The following is a 21,791-nucleotide window of genomic DNA, read 5'->3' as shown; positions in this document are numbered from 1 at the left end:
CACGGGAGCACCTCAAAAACACCATTATACACTAAATCAGCAAGTTGGCAGCATTACCAGGGCGCAGAATGAAATATCTGAACATATTGATTCCTTTTTAGATAAAAATAACATTCACAGCCGTCTTAATTTCATTATCGCCAGACCACTGTTTTCTCATACACCGCAATCACACCACGCCTGATTAATTCCTCTTTAACGCGACCATAAAGCGCCATGCCTTTTGTATTACCGGACAGGGATTTAATATAATTCATCAGGGATGAAGTATTCGCCGGGCGGTTCCCTGCAGATTTTTTACTTAATGACTGGACTTTATCGGTCAGGTGCAGCACTTCATCGTTACTGATTACCATAGGTGCCGCCTTCGGTTTCTCTGCAGAGCAAGGCGATGGTATACGGCAACATCGTCTCCCCGCCCTGCATAGCTCGGCAATGACGCCATCATAGCCTTTATCATTCGAGATAATATGAAATATCGTCTCTTCCGGTGCAGTCGCGCTAAGTCTTCCCAGCTCAAACACCAGATGGAAGTCCACATTATTTTTTGACACATTTGCAACCTGGAATACGCTTACCGATATATCACCTGCATACGTTACAGCTGGAAAACGTATAAACTCCTGCTGAGGCCCGGTAAATAAAATAAGGCGTTCATAACGGGACAGACGGACACTTTCAAGTGTACCAATATTTTCATAATCTACGAGAGCAATAATTTTTTCAGTCATCGTCATCCAGAATCTGTCTGCACGGACAGTTATGATGCCGCAGCCTGTAATGCGGCAAATATAAAATGAATACCTGTTGCTATTTCAGGCATACCCTCAGCTAATTTTCGTTACATCTATTAGCTGAGGATTCCCAGGTATAATTATCAGGAATGGGTAAATATAATTAAAGGGTCTGACTCATCTTTCGTTCAGCTCGCAGCAGCTCCTTCATCATGCGCTCACTGGCGTACTGCGCTTCCTCTGCAGTGACGGTCGCAACGGCATTCCCCTGCAGATCATAGCGGGAGGCCCCCACCTTCATCCGGGACAGATAGCCCGCAGACCGGGTCAGACTCTTCAGGCACTTAATCACCTGTTTATGCGACAGCGGCAGGTCACGGTTCACGATATCCGCAAACAGCTGTTCGCGCATGCCCGTCGCCAGCAGACGTGGCGCGTTTCCGTCGAACAGCTGTGGCCAGAACGCCTTCAGGGTCATAATGGCCTGTTCCGGCGGCAGCAGGCGAAGATAACGCACCGGAGGTGGCGTCTTTACCGCTTTATCCGGCGCCGGCGCAGCGTTGCGCGCGGCGGCTTCGGCCGCTTGTTTAGCCTTCTCAAGTTTCGCTTTCTTTGCCTTCCAGGCCGGCGGGGACGAGACCACCACGACCTTCTTTCGGCGCACCACACCAGGAGCAGGGGTTGCCTCTGCGGGGGCCGTGCTGTTCTCCGCCGGTTTTCGTTTCAGGCTCAGTACAGGGCGTTTTTCTTCTGCCATAACAATTGCCTATCGTTCAGTTAATAAAAGCTACTATACCTGAACGACATCGCCCTTTCCTGCTCCTGCGTTCACATTGAGACGACAATACCCAGTACCGCCAGGTGCACGGCATAGAACATCACAAAGAAATGCCGCGGCCAGAAGCGTTTCACACGTTCTCCGGCAGATGAACACACGATCAGCGTCAGCAGCGCAATCGCCAGCCCGGCCGCCGATTCACTCACGTTATGCATATTCATCAGCAACACCATGAGGGCCCACAGCACCCCGTATCCCAGCCGTTCCGGTGCATGCTGTGCGCGACAAAGCAGCCAGCTGGCGGTGAGCATGCCCACTCCGGCCATGCCGTAGCTGCCGGTTGACAGGGGTATCCAGGCGACCAGCAGTCCGACCGCCGGGAGGGTGTAATACCAGGACGGCTGGCTGACCCACCGCAGGACCTGGCCCGTGACGGCAAAGGCAAACAGAATATTCCCGGTATACCACGGGTACCCGATGAGCATAAACGACACCTGGGCAACCAGCGCCCAGCCCCACAGGCTGTTCAGCTGCGACTGGCGTATTTCCGCGTGCCGGGCCAGATTCATTCCCCATGCCAGACCAAACAGCGGAAAACAGCCCCGTCCCAGAAGCCGCATTATCTCGTTATTGTGTGCCAGCAGTAACCCGGCATGGTCGGTGACCATCAGGACCAGGGCCACCGTTTTAATCATATCCGTCTGACCCGGTGTCCAGGTCAGTAATGCCTGCAGCCAGCGGTCAGCGGCTCTGAAACCCATTGTGTGTGCTGTCATCTCTGTATCCTTCTCTCTTTTTACCGCGCCCCGGTAGGGTGTCCGGTGTTAACCGGAGGCCCTGCCGGGGCAGACAAGCCGCAGGCGCGTCAGTCGCCCCCGAGGGTTTTCTCGCGGTTCAGGTCACGAACCATGTCCCGCTCCACAGCCTGCAGACGCTCACGCTGCAGACTTTCTGAGGCCACCTGCTGAATCGCCGCCTCCTGGCGCCGGAACTGAGGATCATCCGGTAGCGTCGTTTTCTCCGGGCCCGGCCGGTCACGCTCGAGTCCACGGATGACGTCCCCGATAACCTCTTTCACCCGGTCCACCGGCTCGCCGGCTTTACGCGCCTCCCCGGCCACTTCCCGGGCAGTCTGTTCCGCCTGTTTTTCCATTTCGCGGCGCTGCTGTTCTTCTGCCGCCCGCTGCGCCAGAACCTCTGGCGGGAGGATAATGTCAGCCCCGGCCTGCGGTACCGGAGCCACCGGCGCCGGTTCAGCCCATACCCGCCCGCCGGTCATGGCCCCGGGGTTCCAGGGGCGGTCATCACCGGCCAGCCGCACCACCACCCCGGTATCGGGATTGTCGCGGGCCATTCTGACGCCCTCCCCCATATTCCCGGCCAGCAGGCTTTCACCATTGCGGCTGTTCTGCAGCGCAACGAACCGGGCGGCATCATTGCCCATAATTCGTCCCTCTCCGCCGATGGCCTCCAGCCGTCCGTCCCTGTCGGTCAGCGGGCTGAGCCAGATACCGGCGGCTTTCCCGTTCTTATCGAATGCCGGCAGCGCCGCATGCGGCTGAGGGTACTTTTTCCCCGGAGAAATGAATTTTCCCGGTGAATTTCCCTGTGCCAGACCGGACTGCTGCAGGGCTGCCCGGCCAGCGGCGGTTTCATCCAGTGGTCTTGCCCGCCCGAACAGCAGATCGGCGCTTTTCACCGCCCGGTCGTTACGGGGTTCAAGAATATCGTGCGCCGTCGCTTTCTCAGGTGAATGCTTGATGGCCTTTATCCAGCCCTCACGGCTGTCGGTGTAAACCTGCACATGCTGTTTCATGCGGGATAAAGCCACATAGGCAGACTCAAAGCTGGCCATCTGTTCCCGACCACCGGCCACCCCTTCCAGCGCGATGGCATACGGTTCGCTGGCCCCCTGGGCGCCGTGAGCCGTGATGGCGTAGGCGAGGTCGATATGCTGCTGCGCCTGATCCGCCTTCGGGGTCAGCGTGCGGGTGGTTTTGCCATCAGACAGCGTGACACTGTCACCCGCAACAGACTGCACCTCCCAGATACTGTTGGCCACATAGCCGCGCTCCGGGTCACTTTTGCTGAAGCGCATTCGGTCCCCCTGAGACACGGTGATCTTTTCCTGGCGATAAAGCGTCACACCTTCAGCAGAGGCTTCACGGGGAGAGATATATCGCTCCTTTCCGTCACTGTCTGTCAGGGTGATCAGCTGATTATCCTTATCCACCTTGCTGATACGGTGGTATACGTTATCAACCAGCGCCACCGCCTCCTTGTGAGCCGTCCAGGTCGACAGTTTGCGCAGTTCACCGTCACGGATGTTACTCGTGACCAGCACCGGCAGGGTGATTTCCTCTTTGCCGGTTTCCCCGTTCTCCCGCCGTGCGTCATGGATCAGACTGTTCAGCGCCAGCCGGTCCTTATTCAGATGGGTGATCACCAGCGTCTGCGACTGTGCCTCCGGGGTCCGTCCGGTATAGTCCTTCACCAGCGCCTCGTAGAGCGTCGCGGGCTGACCTTCCGGCAGGGTTTTCCCCTCGCTCAGCGCCTTTTCTATCGCCTTTTCCTGCTTTGGCGTGAATTCCACCACAGAACTGCCCGGCGCCCATGAGCCTTCTTTTCTCGGCACCTGCTCCGGCGTGACCTGCTCGATGGTGGTCAGGGCGCGGTGCACATCCCGCTCAATCAGGCTGTAGACCGCCGGTCGCAGCTCAGGCATCTGACGTACAATCTCTTTCATGATGGCAACGTCGGCGGCGCTGCGCTGCTGCATCAACCTGAACGGCTGGCCCGGCGCGATGGGCTGCAGCTGGTCGTTATCCCCACTGGACACCGCCCGTCCACCGCCGGCGACGATGAGGGAGTGGGCTTTTGCCATATCGGCCAGCCCCACCATTGAGCTCTCGTCGAGCAGGAACAGGGTGTTGCTGAAATCGGGTGTCTGGCCATTGCGCTGCAGCAGCTGCGTGTCGTGGAGGAACGATGCCGTCGTGCGCGCATCCACGCCAGCACTCTGCATTTCCCCGACCGCGCGATGCGTCGGCGCCAGACCGATGACGCGCGGACGGGTCTCTTCCGGCAGCAGACTGATGGCACTCATGACTGCCCGGAACTGGGTGGTTTTCCCCACCCCGGCATACCCCTGAACCACCGTGAAGCGGTCCGTGCTTTCCAGAATCATCCGGGTCGCCGCCCGCTGTCCGGCGGTCAGGTCCGTCATCAGACTGGCCGGCACGCGGTCCATCAGGGGGGCCACCGCGTCTTTACCTTCCAGCACGTGGGTCAGGATGCTTTTTTCGGCGTCCCAGGTCTGACGGGAAATCAGCAGGTCATTGCCGTAGCCGTGCGCCACCGGTACATTCAGCAACTGCCCCGACCTGATTTGTGCCTGGATGGTCGTGTCGATGTCCGCCATCGAAACCTTCCCGCCCCCGGTTTCCATTGCCGTCGCCAGCAGCTGGGGCCGGGAGAAGGTCAGGTCCTGGCTCTCAAGCAGCGGGATGGCCAGGTGAATGGCCTGTTCTGCCGGGGTATGCAGCCCGGCCTTCTGCTGCGCAATGGCCGCATCCAGGTCCGTCTCGCCGGATCGGGACTTCAGCTGCTCTGAGACCACGCTGAACGCGGTATGCCGCGACAGCTTCTCCGTCGTACGCGCCGCATCCTGCGCCGAGTACAGCCGGAGATGACTTCCGCTCTGCGCCAGCTGGTTGAGGGTGGCGTTATCCAGCTCACGCTGCGTCACCGACGCAAAGACCGTTGCCGTCTCGCTAACCGACCTGCCGGGACTTTCCACCCAGCCGTGGCCGATTTTAATACCGTCAAACACGCCCGCGCCCACGGCCAGGGTCTGCGTGGTTTTCTGCCCCGGCCGCTGTACCGTCAGCTGCCCTTCCTCCACTTTCATCACCGTGATGCTTTCCCCGCCCTTCAGGCGTGTGTCCGGTATCTTCCCGAGCACCGCCAGACGTTCCCCCTCTGCCACCGGCAGTGTATCTGCCCGGAACAGCGTCCACTGGCTGTCGACCGCGGAAACCTTCAGATCCAGACGGACCCCATCCCGGTCTTTCAGGGTCAGCATATTGCTGCTCGCGGTCACCCGGTCAATGACAAAGCGATCGTGCGTCCGGTTCTCCGGATCCCAGCGTTCCATCACCATCCCCTCCCGGTAATAATCCCGCACGCCCCGGCTTTTACTGTCCAGCCACACCGGCGTCAGGGCTGTAATGGTCGTGTCTTTCTCACCCAGCACCCCCTCCTGTCTGAGGGAGTCACGGATAAGGCCGTTGAGTACGCTCTGTTCACGCGTCCCGCTGATTTGGGCCACGCTTTCCTGCCCTTCACGTACGCTGACGGCAAACTCCTGTGCCAGCCGGCTGTAGCGTGCTCCTTTATCCGGTTCACTGATGATGTCGGCTGTGGTCTGTTGGCCCCCCTGCCAGCGATACGTATTCACGCCGCTGTCCTTCAGCACCGTCAGCGCACTGCCGGTCCCGCTGCGCTTCCCGCTGTCTGAGAGCAGGACCTGCACGTTATGGCGCATCGCGCCATCGAGCAGGGAAATCGTTTCCTTCAGGCTCAGCTTCTCCGCCTGATCCACGATGAGTGTTCCGCCCGGAATAAACGCCGTCCCGTCCTGCAGGGCGGATTTACCGGTCACCGTTTCCCCGGCCAGACGCACATCACCGGCGAGAAAATCACGTGAGCGGTTATCGGCCGCCAGGATATGGACGTCACGCCCCTGCTCCCGGGCCATCAGGGTTAACTCGGCCACCCGCTCCCGCTGGCCGGTTGCACCGCCCTGACCGGAAACAATACCCATTACCAGGCGATCCTGCGCCAGCACGCTGACGGCATCGCTGAAAGGGACCTGGCGCACCACAGACGCATCGGGCGTGACGGAGACATGATTCTGGCGCTGTACCTCCTGACTCAGGGCTTTGACGGCGAGTTCATCGAGAACGTGGATGTTTGAGGTGAACAGGCCTTTCTCGCGATCGAGAGGGATAAGCTGCTCCCGTTCAATGGCGGCATCGATGCCCTTTCTCGCCAGATCAAACACACCGTCCTTCGCCTCCAGCTGGCCGACCGTGCGTGCCAGCAGGTCGGCATACGTGAATTGCACCTTGCGGTCGCTGAGACCGGCAATCGCTTTCGTCACCACATCCGTGATATCCGGACCGTCAGTGTTCACCGGCGCGGCAGGTGCACGGGCCAGCTCTGCGGCTCGCGCATCGGCGGCCTCACGGTACCCCCGGATGTCAAACCCGGTCTCCTTCAGCGTGTTCATCCACTCCACCATCTTCTCTGCCGGATCGATGGCTTCTTTCGACTTGCGGGTATCGAGCGCGGCCACATCCCGTGACTTCAGGGAGGCATCGGGTCCTGCAGCCTCCCTGACCTCCTGAGACCGGGTGGAGAAGGGTTCCACAGGGACCCCTTTCATCTCCCACATCCCGTGTTTGCCCACGACTTCCGTCTCATAGCCAAGCTTCTCAACCAGGGGTTTGAACGCCTCCCGGTAAAGCTTCCCGAACGCTATCTGGTTCGCGTACACGTTCTCGATAAAACCTGTTTTACCGATCTTATCTGTGCCGAGAGACTGCCATTTGTCCCCGTTCTGCGTGGCGTTAATGACGACGGCATGGGTGTGTATCTGAGGTTCCTGGTTACGGTTCGTGTCGTGGTTGAATTTCGCCACAATCAGATTTCCGGTCAGCACCGTTTCGCTTTTACCGTCCGTCATGACACGGGTCGCGGCCAGCGTCTCCAGTTGCCGCACCGCTTCGGTTACCGCCTGGTTGTGGGCATCGATAAGGCGTTTATCGCCGCCCAGCATCGCCATGACCGACACGCTTTTGGGGGCCGAGAAGGTCAGGTCATAACCGGGCCGGTGCCTGTTGGCGCCGTCCTGTATCCGGGTCAGGTCGCTGCCATCCGGCAGCTTCCCTTTCAGCAGTTCCGTAAACAGCGCCTTATCCACGGCTTTCCCGTCGATCCCCAGCGCCTCAGCCCCCTTACCCTGCCAGCGTTCGTCCATGCTCCCTATGACGTAGTAATTATCCTTATCCGTATAGTAATTACCGGCACTGCCCGCCGATTTAACGGAGCCAATCGACATCATCAGAAGTTCCCCCCAATCTCGACATTATCCTGTTCATCGTGGCGGTGGCTGTGGTTGATATTGACCTCTTCACGCCGCTGCATATCCCGCTGTGTCTGCTCATCTGCCAGCCAGGCGTCATACGCCTGCATGTCCTCGATGACACCGTCCTCGTTCATGCCGGCCGGCAGCATGTCCTGTCCCTGTTCCGCAGACTGCTGCGCCAGCTCCTGTTCTGTCCCGCCTGCAGCTGCAGCAGGGGTACCGGCAGAGGATACTGTTGCGGCTGCAGCGGCAGCAGCGGCTGCTTTTGGCTTGATCAACGGTACGGTCGTGAGCCGCAGGGCGGAAGGCTCCGTTGATCTGACGGAAGGTTCCTCTGCCGGCATCTTCGTTGTCGGCGGCGCTTTTACCGGTGCCGGAGATACTGTTATGTCTGCTGGCGCAGGCTGACTGACCGGCTCAGGTTGTTCACCGGCGTGACTGTTTGTATCAGCGGGCCCGGATGCCGGCGCATCCGGCGTGAAAAGTGCCCTGGCAAGACTGCCTTCAGCTTCCCGCGCTTCAAGCAACGCACTGAGCCGCGCATCCACCCGCGCATCGAGAGTGCGAGGAATAAATCCCTCGGCAATTTTCGGACGCGGTTTGTATTTGAGGGCCAGTTTCACGGCCGGATACGGCCCGGGCAGCGTGACATAGCAGGACAGGTCAGGCAGCGTCTGAATATCGGAGTAACTGACCAGCGTTTCCCGCTCTTTTTCTTTCCCGGTCGATACACCATCACGCACCGGGTCAGCACCGTAAGAATACTGCTCGCTGGCCTTGAGGATTTCCTTCTCACCAATTTCACCGGCAGCAAACTCCGCAATCTCCTTACTCGGGGAGCGGAAGAAGGCCCGGGTGTTCATCACGTCAAAGAGCGTGGCGGCAGGCTTGACGCCATAGATATCTTCCAGCTGGGCATAGGACTGAATACCGAACACATAACAACCACCAAATTTACGCGCCTCCGGGAGGATTTCGACCAGGTCCGGCAGCTTGTGCAGCGTGGGGAGCTCGTCGGCGAAAATCCACACGCGCCGGTTACGGTTCTCCCCCATCGCCAGCAGGCCGCGGATAGCAATTGACAGCCACATCGAGATAACCGGCTTCAGGGAAGCATGGGTGTCAGCGTTGGAGGAGATAAACAGCCAGCCATTGGGTCGGTCCTCACGGACACCGCGCATCCAGTCCCGGATAGTGAACGGCTCGCCGTTCTTCTCAATGCCCTGCAGGTAGCGAATAGCCTTGACGTAGTTGGTCAGCACGGCACGAATGGAGATGGCCGTTTTCTCAATTTTCTCTTCAACCAGGTTCGCTGCCGGCGTGTTCTGCAGATAGGCGCGCAGCTTGTCGATTTTAATGGACAGCATGGTATCGACCAGCTTCTCGTAGCTGCGATCCTTGTCTTCACGCATCAGGTACGCGCCTTCGGCAAAGATAGTGCGACCGGAGCCCTGCCAGAACGGGTCTTCTTTGGTACCCATCGGGATAAGGGTGTTGGAGATGTTGTCGAAGTCCGGCAGCGTCAGGCACTCTTTCCACAAATCCCAGGCCGCGCAGCGCGAATCCAGCGGGTTGAGGATTTTATCCAGTGACGGGTCATAATAGCTTTTGACGAACTCACAGGAGCGATCATAAATGATGGCCATATCGCCACGTGCACGCACGTAGTTCAGTAGCCGGCGGATCACTTCTGATTTACCGGAACCCACGGTACCGTGGAGGCAGAAGTTCTGGATTTCGGAGTTTTTAAGAATAGGCAGATCGCCAATTTTAATATCAGAGGCCATACCATCACGCTTCATCTGGCGGGCCACTTCTTTGGGCTTATCGGAAAGCTGGCGCCCGCCGGTATTCTCATCCTCACTCTGCTGTTTCCCCTGGCGGCCCAGCACCCAGCTGGCGATGAAGAACGTCACGATACAGATAACAAGAGAAACCACGGCAGCAAAGACGAAACTGGTCCACAGCTGCTCTCCGCACCAGATAGTATATTTATCGGCCAGGATTTGTTCTGAGGTATATTCCAGCGACTGACCGTAATACTGAATGGTGTATACCGGCTGGGAACGAATAATATCGCGCATCGGACCCAGCGTCGTACACCACCAGTATACGCAGCCGTTCACAAAGGTTTGCCAGCTAAGCCTATACATCAGCATCAGCCCGCACAGTACCCAGAATAAAATAAACAGCACGTAGAAAATAATATTGGCAATCTGACCAAACATGCGAAAGCGCATATTGGCGATCTGACCGCCCTGCGTCATATCTTTGGCATTGAAACTCATGGCACTAATCCGTCAGTAAATTATTAGGGTCGGAAGGACAAATTAATCAGCGAAAACAGACCTCACGGGGTTGCAGGGAATAAGCCTCCCCCATAGCAGGGTGTGGATAAATATCGCCAGGTATCAGTTTATGTGTTTCAAGAGACCTGACAGGTTCAGATATTGCCATAAATAACCTCTATTCAAATAAAGACGAAAAGATTCCGCCGAAGGCGGCAACGCCTCACAGATGCACAAATAAATTGCGCAACTGTTCACCGTTCAGATCTGGAATTCATAGATTATTTGACGAATTAATTATGACACACCAGAAAGGGGATCCCAGTATGGCCCGGGGACCGGGCCGTGGAATAGAAAGCTTACAGAATATTAGCGATCGATTTTGCCAGCTGGTCTTCAAGAACAGGCTGGGCTTCAGGGAACTTGAGGTTAACTTTATTAGCGTTAGAGACGACGCGAGTCTGGTATTTGTGCTGATTACCCGTTTCAGTACTTGTCTGCACTTTTGCGCCGGATGTTCCCTGACGTAATACGGCCACGTTATCAGTCTGAACCTGAGTTTTGGTTCTTTCCGCGATCTGAACATCGGTGATCATGGTGTAGTTCACATCTTCCACCATCGCGTCAGCAGCCATACCAACCAGACCGGCTGCAAGTCCTACACCCAGAGTCGCCCCTGCAGAACTGGAGTTGTAAGCGGTAATCCCTGCCCCAAGCGCGGCGCCAGTCACTGCGCCTTCATAACCCCGGCTTAACCAGCCCTGAGACTCACGAAGGTCCATTTTATCGGCCTTGAGCACGTTCGCCTGGATCCAGTAGCCCGCCGTATCCGGGTTACTGACGACCTGATATCCCTTTGAAGTGACGGCGCTGGCAATTTTTGCCTGCAGGCCACTCATATCCTTATCAGAGGTATTTTTGATTTGCAGATAAACCGTCTTATTATTTGAAGGTTCCAGCCAGATTGTTTCGCTCATCTGGGTTTTTACTTCCAGATTTCTCTTTTTAATAGCGGTTCCCATTGCACTACATCCAGACAACGCCAGCGCAGAGCTGACAACCATAACAGTCATCAATTTATTTAATTGCATACAAATTTCTTGTGCCATAATCATTATGAGACATACACATTCCATTTCTGCATCCAGAATGCGCAGTTACTATATCCAACTTTTTATTTGAGTGGAAATTTATTAAAATTAATGCACTAATAATTTCGTATATGTATTTTTAGCCTACCAACTAACCACCATAATTGATAGGCCAAATTTGAGGGGGGCATTTTTTAAAACCAGCCACTCTCGCTGCTGAGTTTTAGTGGTCAAATTGACTTAATCATTTGTTAATGATTCCGATCTATACCATACACGTTTCCTGCAACGTCTACATTTTCAATCATAGGAAGCCCACTCGCAGGATTAATATCATGGGTATTTATAGATATCTCATTTCCATATGGCCCCATAGCACTGCTACATGTACTATTAGGTTGGTCGAGGTTGACTGAACCGTCAGAACAATGCTCAAGCTGATAACTCATAAACTCCCGCTCGGAGAGCATTTCCTTGTATGGTAAGGTTGTCAATGATTGTGTTCTCCCGACATAATTCCTGCCGATCCCATTTTCGAATGCACTTTCATTATCATTACTAAATTTCACAGATGCAAACTTTAGTGCTTTATTCATAATCCAAAGTGGGTATAAAACAATACTTATCAAACAGGCAATGGGATTAACAATACAACAGACTCCGGTCAGAACAAGATAAAGATTATTAACATCAGGCACTGGGCGTTTTGTTTTCGCACCAACTTTAATGAAAACATATTTGAACACCAACAACCACATCGCGGATGCTACAACTATAAAAATAGTCTCTGATACTCGCCATCCTGCTAATAGGCACGATATACCCTGAATAAGTAGCAAAGCAATCATTTTCATATTTTACTTTCCTCCCCCCTTAGTTAGGGCTTATGCTTCCGCTCAAATTCCTGGGCCTTAGCTAGGAGTTCGTCTCTTGTATCCGCTCCAGGAAGTGCTCTCTGTTCAGCCTTTTTGTCATTGTATTCTTTCTCAAATTTATTTCCTTCCAAATTATGGTGGTTTTCCAGACGAGTGTGTTCATTCTGAACATCATCCTCCTGCTTATGTATGCTATCTTGCCTATCCTTATGAGCTTGCTGGTTTTCGCTAACCATGTGTTCAACCGATTGGTGAACATCATTTTTGATACCTGCATTTTTGGTCATCTCATCGATACTATCACCGTGAGAGTTGTAGTCCGCATATACTGTACCGCTTCCTTTACCTTCAGAAACTGATGGCATATTTGCGCCAATGTTTCTTCTGCCCTCCTGGTACGCCTCATCAACTTTAGGTTCAACCTGTTGTTTCACAAATTCACGAGCCAGTTGCTCCCTTTGGGCAGCGATTTCAGGTGAAGACGTGTCAGTAAGAATAGCTTCAGCATTTTGTGGGGCATTTTTCTGTACGAAATTAGCAAATTGTTGAGTCAGGTTTTCGTTCATCTGGCCGCTCATGCTTTCTGTTCGTGAGGCCATCTCACTATACTCATGGCTACGTGTTTTGCTCGTCGTGTACTGGTCATAGCTATTTTTCGCACTGGCCAAAGAGGCGGAAAATTGATCAACCCGAGAAGATGCATTGTTATCAGTGATGTTTCCAGACTGGCTTGATTTCTGGTTGATGAAGTAATCAGAAGACTCTCTGAAGTCTTTAACTGCCTGACTGCTGGTATCATGATTGTCAGCATTAGATTGGCGTCCTGACTCAGTAGTATTGTCTTGAGATCCAGAACTTGCTGTCCCTCTCGCCGACATCCTCCCACCGAATTCAGCTTTACCGCCATTACCAAAGAGCTCGAATCCAACACCACCTCTGGCTCCTACATAAGCCTCGCCAGAAACATCACCTCTCACTGACTTGTCCATAAGCTGGCCGAATGCTTCATCACGGCTAATATGGTTAGCTTTAGCATACGAATCTACAGCATTCATCATCTTGCTTCTGGCCATCGAATCCTGCGAAGACTCGGTAGTATCGGCCCCGGTCGTTGTTGATGCACTGTTCCCTTTATTGGTGCCAAATTGCTGCAGACTATTCCAGGCACTTGTCACGCTGCTGTTATAGCCATGCAGCGCACTTTCGGCCTGGACATCAGACTCACGGGCCATCTGTTGCTGCGCACTGGCTATCTGACGACCGACGTTGATATCCACCGGCAGTTTTGACATTGCACCACCACTGTCCCAGACCATCGAGCCATCCCGCGTCTGCGTGCTCATGCCTCCATTCGCCAGCTGCCGCGACATCTGTCCGAAACTGGTTGTGCTGTTGGTACCCCAGCTGTAGCCGCTGACGTTCTCCATCTGCATGTTGGCAAACGAGTAATTGCCGTCCACCACGCCGGAGGCAGCCTGCGATGTTGCACTGAGACCCGATGAAGAAAAATGGCTGTAGGCACTGGAGAAGGCTGCTCCCATGCTCTTCACGATCCCCCACGACAAAGGCGGTATCATCACGGCAATATAGCCCGCGGTGGTCGCAATATCCGAGTTTTTGAGCTGAACCTGCGACAACTCAGAGAGAACGACTGGGACGCCATTTTGCTTCGCATAGTAGGCCATTGCGCTGTTCAGGATGGCGAACAGTAATGGCCACGTCTGCAGCCAGATAAGCGCAAACACATACCCCTTTAGCACCTGCAGCGTCATCATATTAAACATGGCGGCCATCACCATGATCGGGAACATCCCAATCATTATCCCCATGATAACGGTCTGCATCAGCGGAAGTGTGCGAAGCGCCTGGTGCCCCATTGTGGCCTGTGCCAGCCGCTGCTTTTCAAGGGATGATGTGTTAGCCATATTGACCAGACTGGCGGTGTCCCCGCTGCGGGCCGCATAACTCTGGATCCCACTGCGCAGGGCGTTCATCGTGACGTTCTGGCGGATAATCTGCCCGGCGCTCTGTCCCGAGCTGTAGAAGTAATTGTAGCTGTCGCCAATCATCTGGCTGAAAAGCAGATCGGGATTAGGTTTGCCGCCAAACAACTGACGAACATAGTAGTTCCAGGTTTTACCGCCTGTCTGAGTATCCAGCGCGAGAGCCGATTTCAGATCCCGTGAGGCCTCCTCGCATGTCTGGAACTGGTTGTTTTTGTCAAACACGCCACGCAGTGGACTCGGGTTTGCAAAAATCAGGGTATACGGATCAGGTGAATTCAGTAATTCCTCAAAAGAGTACTTATGATTGAGGAAAATATCGCCCATCACACAGTTTTGTACGTAATCGGAAAACAGCGTCGTAATCTGAGGATTTTGTGACAAAAAATCCGTACTTTTCGCGACCAGATTACTGCCAAATAACATCCCCGTTTTACTGTACGTGACACTGTCCGGCAGAGCGAAGACCATCTCATAACTCTGGATAAGCGCGTTTCCTACCCGTGTTGTCAGCGACGCCGGAATCGCCAGACCAATAGGCACATTATCGACTTCATAGACCTGCGCAACGTTACTGTAATCGATGATCTGCACAGGGGTACGAATGACAACCAGCATAGAGACCAGGGTGAGGGAAAAGACCCAGCCAATAAGGTCCATTACGTTGTGTTTTTTTACCCAGTTCCCCGCCACAATGAGTACCGAGATGGCGATACACATCTTTTCTATAGTCGACCATGTGCTGGTCCCCATAAACGCCGCAATCGCGTTCAGGTTGCCCCGTAACCAGTCGCCGCCAGCAATGGCATATATCTCAAGCATTACAGATTCCCCCCAAAATGATAGTTATTCTGGTAGCGGGTCATCATGCGGGCAGAGACCTGCTGGCGCATGTAACTCATTTGTCTGTCAACCACAAGCAAGGCGTCCTGCTGAACCTGAACACGGGACTGAAAAGCGGCAATCTGGACACTCGCCTGATTGAGGTTTTCCATGATCATATCCATTGTCGACTGGGGATAATTACCGGTTGAAATCATCGCCCGGGCCTGCTGGATAAGTTCCTGAATGTACTGCAGCAGGATGTCGTAGCCGATATAGTCCGTCAGCTGGTAAATAAGTGAGTTAGACACCCCGAGCATCTGCGGATCGACCAGGTATTTGAATACCGGAATGGTGGTGCTGGAGATAAACCCTTTCTCCTGATCCGTCAGTTTTTCATCAGCCACTGCTTTATTCTGGATACTGCTTAACAAAGCGGAAATCTGGCTTTTTAGCGCTTTATTGGAAGTGATGGTCACGGTCGCATCAGCAACGACCTTAAGACACTTATCCGAATCATTGCAGTGGTAGATTTTAGCCGTGCCGCCCTCCATCATGGCTCTAATCAGATCCTGGTCAGTGGTGCGTGCCGGCAGCGGCGTGATTTCACTGTTCTCCCCGAAAATCAGCGTACCGGTGAGCGTCATGATGAATTCCTTCAGCTCCTTATTGCCGTCGAAGAGCCGGTTCTTCGATAAGGCATTCCACATGATGTTGATGTTTTTCATCACACGTTCTTTGTCTTTATCGCTGGCCTTATCCTGGACGCTGTCCATCTTGCCGCCCACCGTACAACCCTGGCGCGAGGCGGCCCAGTCCGAAAAGATATTGCTTTCACCGGCAATGTCCTGGCAGACCTTTTGTTGAGCGACCTGGGTACGAGGAAACAGGCCACCCACAATTCCCTGAGCAGCCTGGCAGGAACTGAGGTTCATGCTGTTCATGTCAGTGGCCATCTTTTGAAGGAAGTCCTTTGCGGTTTTAATCTCCGGTACCGTGGTTTGCAAAGCGAGATCAAAAAAGTACCCCGCGGCGTTGCTCATGATTTGTTTTGCGAACCTCTGCAGCTGCTCGCTGTTGATATAGCTGAATGACCCCAGATAGGCATCAATCCCTCCGCAGCCGGCATTAATATCAGGGAGCGTCATGCTGACCAGCTGGATCGTTTTCACCTGCGTTCTGGCATACAGCGAACCGCCGGAGGCGTAACCCGCAGCCTGTCCCTGCCAGACCTGCGGCTGGCTGGTATTGGACGCAAAGCCCAGCTTATTGAAGAAGTTGTTCATATCGCCATTCACGTCGGCGGCGGCGCTAAATGACAGGCCAAGCACGGCACCGCAGAAGAGTGACAGAAGTTTAATTCGCATCCAGTCCTCCATTACGCACAGCATTCTTTTTAACTCTGTCATTTCTCAGAATAAAAAGGGTCTTCAGGTGATAACTGAAAAAATTGCGGATCGCTAATGTCACTCCGGCAACAAAGAACCCCACCCCAACAGCAATCAGCGCATAAGGGATGGCGTACATCATAATATTCCACAGGTCTTTTACTCGCAGGTCGCCGCTGGCTATCCAGTCATCCACGCAGATATTAAATAAAAATCTCATTATCCATAACAGCAGAGCACCTGCAGTGAGAAACACAATGAATAATTCCAGATAGATTTCCAGACGCCTTTCCCGGTGGATAAATTCCGGCTTCAGTTGTTCAATTTTTTCGGCTGCTGTCTGCCCGGAGTCCTTTAAACTTGCTGGAAATAAAAACGCGTACAGTCCCGTCGAACGTATATATTTGTTCATGGCTATTTTCCTTAATCACTTGCTAAGACCGGATATAACAGAGGCTAATGCATCATCTGAAATACCGTATCCACTCTGGCCATAAAGCCCTGTGCATCCGTGGCGCCCTGCAGGATCGGGTACGCTGCCAGCGTGTTTACGTTCACCAGAAACGTAGTCGGGGTCGCCACCGGGATATTGGGGAAAAAGGTCTGCATCACGTCAGGAGGCGCCGGCAGCGCTTCCGGAAACGCGTCATCACCCTGTCCGTCAATGGTGTAAGAGAACACGGAGAAGCCATACTGTCCGGCCAGCTGCTTCAGCACCGGGTCAAATTTATGACAGTAGGGACAGTGTCCCTGCATGAACAGCACCACTTTCCAGTCGCGCAGGTCCACCTGCTTTCCGTTGCTGAGTCGTAACCAGCGTGGCTGAGATGCCCCGCTCACCGCCTGGGGAGTGTCGCTCTGCGGGGAGGCCGTTTCAGTACCGGAGATACCCCGCGGATCCCAGAGCGACTTCACCTCATCGAGCGTTCCCGCATGTGCCATCCCGGCCAGTGCAAGGGAAAGAGCCAGTGCCGCCAGCGGCGTCTTAGCGAGGTTCATCAGGCTGTTTCTCCTCTTTTTCGGCTTCAGCAATCAGGGCGTTTAGAATGCGGTATCCCCCGAACACCACCATACCCAGCCCGAAGATTTCCCCGGCCTGGACGGCCAGCTCAGGCTGTTTTCTGACAAGCCTGGCTATCAGGTGGAAAAACACGCCCACGGCCAGCACCCACATCCCGGTGATATCTAAATCCGGAAAACGAATATTTCGCATGACACACTCCTTAGAAATTCGGTTTAAAGTCGCTGGAGACATAGAGGAACTGTTTCGCCAGGTCGTCCTGACTGATAAAGCCGTAACTGAGAGGCTTCACCTGGCCACTTTTCGGGTTAACCAGCATCATCGCGGGGAAGAACTTCACGCCAAGCTGCTCTGCCTGGCCCTGGTCCGTCCGGCTATCGGGCAGCATGGGGTTAATCACTCCGTCAACCGACACCGGTATCACGCTCAGGCCATAGGTTTCGCGAAAATTTTTAATCACCTGGACCAGCTGGCCATCGATCGCTTCCCGGCCCCGGTAGAAGAACATCACGCCGTAGTGCTGTGCGAGGGTGGAGATAGCCTGTCGCTGTTCGGCATAGTCGGCAGCGAGCTGGTTTTTTACCGTGCCGTTGTAGTAGCTGTGCTGCAGGTTGTAATCGAGTTCGGGGTTTTCCAGCATCGCTTTCTTCGCACTCATCGAGAACAAACCTGCCTGCTGCGTCCAGTAGTTCTGCAGCCGGAAATACTTAACGAAGTTTTCAGACGATGGATACAGAATGGCTTCGTACAACGACCGTTTGGTGGCCGCCTGGAGTGTGGCGAGTTTCTCCAGAATATCCATTTGCGGCGGTGGTGCCGCTGGTGCGGCTTTCCTTTCCTCATCATGGGGCTTAAGTTTCTCGTTGTACCACTGCCAGCCCGCGTCTTTGGCGAAAGCCGGCATCAGGGCGCAGCAAAGGCATCCCGCCAGCATGGCGGCATGTATTGTTCGCATGGCAAATACCCTTTTATGAATTATTGCGACTGGCGTGACAGATGCTGATAGACACTGTATTTATCGAGCTGGCGCTGTATCTTTCCTGCATCATCACGGGCTTCAAAGCGGTAACCGCTGCAGTACAGAGGCAGATGATTTATCTGAAGGTCCACCCGCTCCCCGTCCCTGACCACCCACGCGGCCTGAGAAACAGTGTCGCACTGGATCCCCCAGGCCCGGTTGGTGGTCATAAATGCGTTAACCTGTCTGTCCCGCCACAGGCTGTACGACATAATGTTGACCAGGAAAAAGACAAACACCCCGACAAAAACCATGACCAGCCCGTAGGCTTTTTTCTCTTCCATGAACACTCCTGTCTGTTTTGCTGATTAAAGCGGTGACGCCCGTCTTTATGGCTGTAATCGTCTTGCTATAATCGTGAGAACAAAAATAAACAATAAAGATCTAACAATTACGAACCCAGCATCGCTCGTTAATAACGTTGCCATGTTAATTATCAACAGAACAGGAATAAGGATTACCCCTGCTAACCTGAACCAATCTTTAAACTTATTAAACCTGCGCACCGTCTTCATTCTTCCTCCGTCTTTTTCCGTAACAACGCGGCAAGCGAACTAAAAAAGAGATAGCTCACGAACCAGAAAAAACCAACCGCAACAATAAAAACCACACTCTCGACATAATCATTCCCCGACGTCCCTTTGACGGCATCCCAGGAGAAATAAATCACCGGAGAAATAATGATTATTGTCAGCGTTAATCTCAGGACAAAATCAATGGCAGGCTGTTTGTGAAAATTAATTTTCATGATTATCGGTCTCTTTATTAGTCAGCATGGTTTATTGCGCGGATTGCTGACTCATGATTTCCTTAATTCGTTCCTTGGTCTTATTGGTGAGAACATCGTTTTCCGGTATTTTTTGATTTTTCATCAGGTCGTCCATAAAGTTGGTGAAATCAAGCTTGTTAAAATCAATCCCCTGGAGTTCCGCGGTGGTAATGCCCCGACAGTCAGGACTGCTGGCGCCGCCAAAACCGATATGCAGCTGACCGTTTCTTCCCTGCTGCTGAACGATCTGCGCCAGTTTTGAGTCGAACTGGCAATAGCTCCTTTTTTTCTCCAGGCAAATACCCAGAACTTTTTTAGAGCAGAATTCCCCGATACTGACCGTCAGCTTGTCTTTTTTCGCTTTGGCCAGCGCCTTTTCCTCGCTGCTGCAGCGTGCCAGCCCCACATCCTGGCCCCAGCCGCTGTCTTTGCAGCAGTTACTGAAGCCGGCAGCAAATTTCTTACAGAACTTCGATTTTCCGGTGAAGGCCCGGACATCCACCCCGTTCAGTGCCGCGACGTCCTTCCCCGCGGCTGCCAGTGCCGCCAGCTCAGATACCGCCTGCCCAAAGTCATTGCTCTTCCCGGACGTGGCTTTGTCACATTCACCATCAAGGCAGAAGACATCACCGCCGCAGATCATTTGCTTGCCACTCGTCCTGGTTTCGCAGGAATACGTTGCATATTCATGCAGGCACGTGCCTTCCTCGCTGGAGAAGGCGCACTGGCGGGATGACAGAGTACAGGCCGTATTTTTCATCAGGATTTCACAGGAGCCGCTGTCCGCCGGCTGCGTGAGCCAGGTATCCTTATATTTCCAGCAGGCTTCCGTGAACGAGTAATCCCTGCCTCCGAGGGTGATGGTTCGCGTTCCTCCCGGACTGATACATTCCTCCCCCGTTTTTTTTCCTTCATCCTTACTGAACGGACAGCTTTCAACCCAGACGACTTCAGGTGCGTAGACGGTTTCGGTTTCTTCCATCACCAGGGTGACCGTGACCTGTACGGGTTTCTGGCTACCCGATGATACGGTCCGTGATGTTTTGCTTACTGAAAAGTTCTGCCCTGCAGTAACCGCTTTGTCCACACCAAACGACTGATGAATCTTCCCCTTCCCGTCATAGGTATATTTCGTACAATGCGTGTTCTGACCGCCTGAACACATCGATTCTGAACGTGGCCAGCTGATCACATCTATGGGGAACGTTCGTTCAAAGAGGGTCAGGCTTTCACTGACTGCACTCTTGCAGCTATCCCGCACCTTCCCTTCGGAATCGCATTCTTCAATCCAGGGGATCACCAGAGGCTCACCATCCACCGAGGCATTCAGCAGACGACCGTTGGTCGGGATCGTCAGGTTGCCACTCCATTGCCGGGTACTCCGGGCATAATTCAGCGTCACCACCTGCTGATAGGTTCGGTTAACTTTCTGCGTGGTGGCGTTATCCTTCAGGGTCGCTTCCCGTGTGCAAAAATTTTCCACCTGCAGATCACGTTCGCAGGTATGGTTTGTGAACTCGCTGCGGTTCACAACCTGGGCGGTACAGGACTGTCCGGTATCACCGACAATGCTGTCGGCACGGGATTCTGTATCCTTTGCGGCCTGAATAAACGGCGCATCCTGAGATATCTGATCCGGTGGCCGGTTCGTGAACGACTCCGTAATCGTTTTGCCGGTATCTCCCTGGCTGAACTCCAGGGCTGAATCGCTTTTCAGAGAGCTGTCTCCGCTGGCAGTGACGCCGCCGTAGTATTTTGTCTGATCCGGGTTGTCGGTATACCCCGGCAGGTTTTGCTCACCACTGAAATTTTTTAGTGAGTTCAGACCATTGCCCTGCACCTGTTTCGCAAAATCCGAACCGGCTTTATAGTCACTTCCACTGTCAGCGCAGGCGGGGGATGCCAGCCAGATGAAGGCGCTCAGGACAAAAAAATGCGCGGTCAGCACGGAAATAACCGTCTTCATTTACACCCTCCCTCATCCCCCACCATTTCCGGTAACGCCATGAAGTACGGTTTATCTTTCATGGCTGGCTCCCGGCGGCATTCGAGGGCGCATCAAGCATCTGCCGGGCCACCTGTGCGCAGTCACCGGTTTGTGCCACTTTCTCCAGCGCCTGTTTGACGTGAATGTTACCGCGTACCACGTCATACCCGGCCTGACACCGTACCACCAGAGACGGCACACTCCGGATGCTGTACTGCGTATATAGTGTCGGGTCGATCTGCACTCCGTCGGTCACGCCATCCTTCACCAGCTGCAGCACCGCGTCAGTGGTGGTCTTCATGTCGTTATTGACGAGCCCACGCAGTGTCGCCGGAATGCCGTACTGCCGGGTTTCGTGCAGCATCCGCTTCAGCCCCTCTTCAGGTATCGAGAAGGAGACAAAGTACAGCGCCCCTTCTGCTGGCTTTTCCTGATTCGCCGCTTTCTGCTGGCTGACCAGATTATCGATAAACTGGCGGTCTGATTTGGGCAGAGGATTACGGTTGATTTGCGCCTCAAGCTCCTGCTGCAGCTGTTTATCCGGATGCTGGCGCAGCTGTTCGCTGAGGTTCTCCTGCTGCTTCAGCCATTCTCTGTCTGTAACAGAGGAGGTTTCAGCCAACACTGCTCGTCCGGTCAGCAAAAGCATGACCATAAACAGATTCATTAATTTCATGAGAGACTCCTGTCAGAGAAAGACACAATTGCGTTTACGCCACATCAGATAGCCATAGTTCTTACGGGTGTTGGGTGGATTTTTACCGGCCTCCCAGCGCATCACGCTGCGCCCCACGGGATGGCATTGGCCGCTGTCCGGGTACATGTTCACCATCTGATAGCGCCAGCGCTCTTTGGGGATGATCGGG

Annotated in this window: 19 protein-coding genes; all 19 read right to left on the bottom strand. The window is 53.9% G+C overall.

Annotated features, from left to right (window positions below):
* Positions 1-134 precede the first annotated feature (134 nt).
* The gene (locus tag ACOI7Z_RS25845) at positions 135-737 is read right to left on the bottom strand and encodes a PIN domain-containing protein (protein ID WP_015060010.1); all 603 of its coding nucleotides are present in this window, start codon (positions 735-737) and stop codon (positions 135-137) included.
* 160 nt (positions 738-897) lie between these two features.
* Positions 898-1,491, bottom strand: a complete 594-nt coding sequence (locus tag ACOI7Z_RS25840) for a fertility inhibition protein FinO (protein WP_420702480.1) — start codon at positions 1,489-1,491, stop codon at positions 898-900.
* A gap of 71 nt (positions 1,492-1,562) precedes the next feature.
* Positions 1,563-2,288 (bottom strand): type-F conjugative transfer system pilin acetylase TraX, encoded by a 726-nt coding sequence (gene traX, locus ACOI7Z_RS25835; RefSeq protein WP_137916324.1) that lies wholly within the window; start codon positions 2,286-2,288, stop codon positions 1,563-1,565.
* An 89-nt stretch (positions 2,289-2,377) separates the two neighbouring features.
* Positions 2,378-7,639, bottom strand: coding sequence for a conjugative transfer relaxase/helicase TraI (gene traI / locus ACOI7Z_RS25830; protein WP_060589156.1), 5,262 nt, complete (start codon positions 7,637-7,639; stop codon positions 2,378-2,380).
* The gene (traD, locus tag ACOI7Z_RS25825) at positions 7,639-9,951 is read right to left on the bottom strand and encodes a type IV conjugative transfer system coupling protein TraD (protein ID WP_095835928.1); all 2,313 of its coding nucleotides are present in this window, start codon (positions 9,949-9,951) and stop codon (positions 7,639-7,641) included. The genes traI and traD overlap by 1 nt, the downstream gene beginning before the upstream one ends.
* 359 nt (positions 9,952-10,310) lie before the next feature.
* Positions 10,311-11,042 carry a conjugal transfer complement resistance protein TraT gene (gene traT, locus ACOI7Z_RS25820; protein ID WP_032415736.1) on the bottom strand — a complete coding sequence of 244 codons (732 nt, stop codon included), beginning with the start codon at positions 11,040-11,042 and terminating at the stop codon, positions 10,311-10,313.
* 251 nt (positions 11,043-11,293) lie between these two features.
* The gene (locus tag ACOI7Z_RS25815) at positions 11,294-11,896 is read right to left on the bottom strand and encodes a hypothetical protein (RefSeq protein WP_023280878.1); all 603 of its coding nucleotides are present in this window, start codon (positions 11,894-11,896) and stop codon (positions 11,294-11,296) included.
* Between the two features lie 23 nt (positions 11,897-11,919).
* Positions 11,920-14,742: a conjugal transfer mating-pair stabilization protein TraG gene (gene traG / locus ACOI7Z_RS25810; protein ID WP_023320108.1), complete on the bottom strand. Its 2,823-nt coding sequence runs from the start codon at positions 14,740-14,742 to the stop codon at positions 11,920-11,922.
* Complete coding sequence (gene traH / locus ACOI7Z_RS25805) at positions 14,742-16,121, bottom strand: conjugal transfer pilus assembly protein TraH (protein WP_011977731.1); 1,380 nt, start codon at positions 16,119-16,121, stop codon at positions 14,742-14,744. Before traH ends, traG begins: the two co-directional genes overlap by 1 nt.
* Positions 16,099-16,542 carry an F-type conjugal transfer protein TrbF gene (trbF, locus tag ACOI7Z_RS25800; RefSeq protein WP_015065638.1) on the bottom strand — a complete coding sequence of 148 codons (444 nt, stop codon included), beginning with the start codon at positions 16,540-16,542 and terminating at the stop codon, positions 16,099-16,101. Before trbF ends, traH begins: the two co-directional genes overlap by 23 nt.
* Positions 16,543-16,586: 44 nt before the next feature.
* The gene (gene trbB, locus ACOI7Z_RS25795; protein WP_013054815.1) at positions 16,587-17,129 is read right to left on the bottom strand and encodes a type-F conjugative transfer system pilin assembly thiol-disulfide isomerase TrbB; all 543 of its coding nucleotides are present in this window, start codon (positions 17,127-17,129) and stop codon (positions 16,587-16,589) included.
* Entirely contained in the window at positions 17,116-17,343 is a 228-nt protein-coding gene (gene traQ, locus ACOI7Z_RS25790; RefSeq protein ID WP_114506536.1) for a type-F conjugative transfer system pilin chaperone TraQ, read from the bottom strand. Before traQ ends, trbB begins: the two co-directional genes overlap by 14 nt.
* A 10-nt stretch (positions 17,344-17,353) precedes the next feature.
* Positions 17,354-18,106: a type-F conjugative transfer system pilin assembly protein TraF gene (traF, locus tag ACOI7Z_RS25785; protein WP_015065637.1), complete on the bottom strand. Its 753-nt coding sequence runs from the start codon at positions 18,104-18,106 to the stop codon at positions 17,354-17,356.
* Positions 18,107-18,126: 20 nt separating this feature from the next.
* Entirely contained in the window at positions 18,127-18,453 is a 327-nt protein-coding gene (locus ACOI7Z_RS25780; RefSeq protein WP_032436744.1) for a hypothetical protein, read from the bottom strand.
* A gap of 45 nt (positions 18,454-18,498) precedes the next feature.
* Complete coding sequence (locus ACOI7Z_RS25775) at positions 18,499-18,684, bottom strand: hypothetical protein (protein WP_032436745.1); 186 nt, start codon at positions 18,682-18,684, stop codon at positions 18,499-18,501.
* Positions 18,681-18,917, bottom strand: a complete 237-nt coding sequence (trbE, locus tag ACOI7Z_RS25770) for a conjugal transfer protein TrbE (RefSeq protein ID WP_032436746.1) — start codon at positions 18,915-18,917, stop codon at positions 18,681-18,683. Before trbE ends, ACOI7Z_RS25775 begins: the two co-directional genes overlap by 4 nt.
* Positions 18,918-18,948: 31 nt before the next feature.
* Positions 18,949-20,904 carry a type-F conjugative transfer system mating-pair stabilization protein TraN gene (gene traN / locus ACOI7Z_RS25765; protein WP_420702479.1) on the bottom strand — a complete coding sequence of 652 codons (1,956 nt, stop codon included), beginning with the start codon at positions 20,902-20,904 and terminating at the stop codon, positions 18,949-18,951.
* A 58-nt stretch (positions 20,905-20,962) separates the two neighbouring features.
* Positions 20,963-21,601: a type-F conjugative transfer system pilin assembly protein TrbC gene (gene trbC / locus ACOI7Z_RS25760; protein ID WP_015065635.1), complete on the bottom strand. Its 639-nt coding sequence runs from the start codon at positions 21,599-21,601 to the stop codon at positions 20,963-20,965.
* A gap of 12 nt (positions 21,602-21,613) precedes the next feature.
* On the bottom strand, positions 21,614-21,791 hold a 178-nt coding region (locus tag ACOI7Z_RS25755), incomplete at its 5' end, for a TraU family protein (protein WP_072093371.1).

Source organism: Klebsiella sp. C283 (assembly GCF_048822555.1).
In the GTDB taxonomy this organism is placed as follows: Bacteria; Pseudomonadota; Gammaproteobacteria; order Enterobacterales; family Enterobacteriaceae; genus Klebsiella; species Klebsiella quasipneumoniae.
This window is presented reverse-complemented; position numbering and strand designations above follow the sequence as displayed.

Coding starts and splice junctions, on each gene's coding strand:
- traF (WP_015065637.1), bottom strand. CDS start 18,106: ATGCGAACAATACATGCCGCCATGCTGGCGGGATGCCTTTGCTGCGCC.
- trbB (WP_013054815.1), bottom strand. CDS start 17,129: ATGAACCTCGCTAAGACGCCGCTGGCGGCACTGGCTCTTTCCCTTGCA.
- traN (WP_420702479.1), bottom strand. CDS start 20,904: ATGAAGACGGTTATTTCCGTGCTGACCGCGCATTTTTTTGTCCTGAGC.
- trbE (WP_032436746.1), bottom strand. CDS start 18,917: ATGAAAATTAATTTTCACAAACAGCCTGCCATTGATTTTGTCCTGAGA.
- ACOI7Z_RS25840 (WP_420702480.1), bottom strand. CDS start 1,491: ATGGCAGAAGAAAAACGCCCTGTACTGAGCCTGAAACGAAAACCGGCG.
- traH (WP_011977731.1), bottom strand. CDS start 16,121: ATGGAGGACTGGATGCGAATTAAACTTCTGTCACTCTTCTGCGGTGCC.
- traQ (WP_114506536.1), bottom strand. CDS start 17,343: ATGCGAAATATTCGTTTTCCGGATTTAGATATCACCGGGATGTGGGTG.
- traT (WP_032415736.1), bottom strand. CDS start 11,042: ATGCAATTAAATAAATTGATGACTGTTATGGTTGTCAGCTCTGCGCTG.
- traX (WP_137916324.1), bottom strand. CDS start 2,288: ATGACAGCACACACAATGGGTTTCAGAGCCGCTGACCGCTGGCTGCAG.
- trbF (WP_015065638.1), bottom strand. CDS start 16,542: ATGAACAAATATATACGTTCGACGGGACTGTACGCGTTTTTATTTCCA.
- ACOI7Z_RS25775 (WP_032436745.1), bottom strand. CDS start 18,684: ATGAAGACGGTGCGCAGGTTTAATAAGTTTAAAGATTGGTTCAGGTTA.
- ACOI7Z_RS25780 (WP_032436744.1), bottom strand. CDS start 18,453: ATGGAAGAGAAAAAAGCCTACGGGCTGGTCATGGTTTTTGTCGGGGTG.
- traI (WP_060589156.1), bottom strand. CDS start 7,639: ATGATGTCGATTGGCTCCGTTAAATCGGCGGGCAGTGCCGGTAATTAC.
- ACOI7Z_RS25845 (WP_015060010.1), bottom strand. CDS start 737: ATGACGATGACTGAAAAAATTATTGCTCTCGTAGATTATGAAAATATT.
- traD (WP_095835928.1), bottom strand. CDS start 9,951: ATGAGTTTCAATGCCAAAGATATGACGCAGGGCGGTCAGATCGCCAAT.
- trbC (WP_015065635.1), bottom strand. CDS start 21,601: ATGAAATTAATGAATCTGTTTATGGTCATGCTTTTGCTGACCGGACGA.
- ACOI7Z_RS25815 (WP_023280878.1), bottom strand. CDS start 11,896: ATGAAAATGATTGCTTTGCTACTTATTCAGGGTATATCGTGCCTATTA.
- traG (WP_023320108.1), bottom strand. CDS start 14,742: ATGCTTGAGATATATGCCATTGCTGGCGGCGACTGGTTACGGGGCAAC.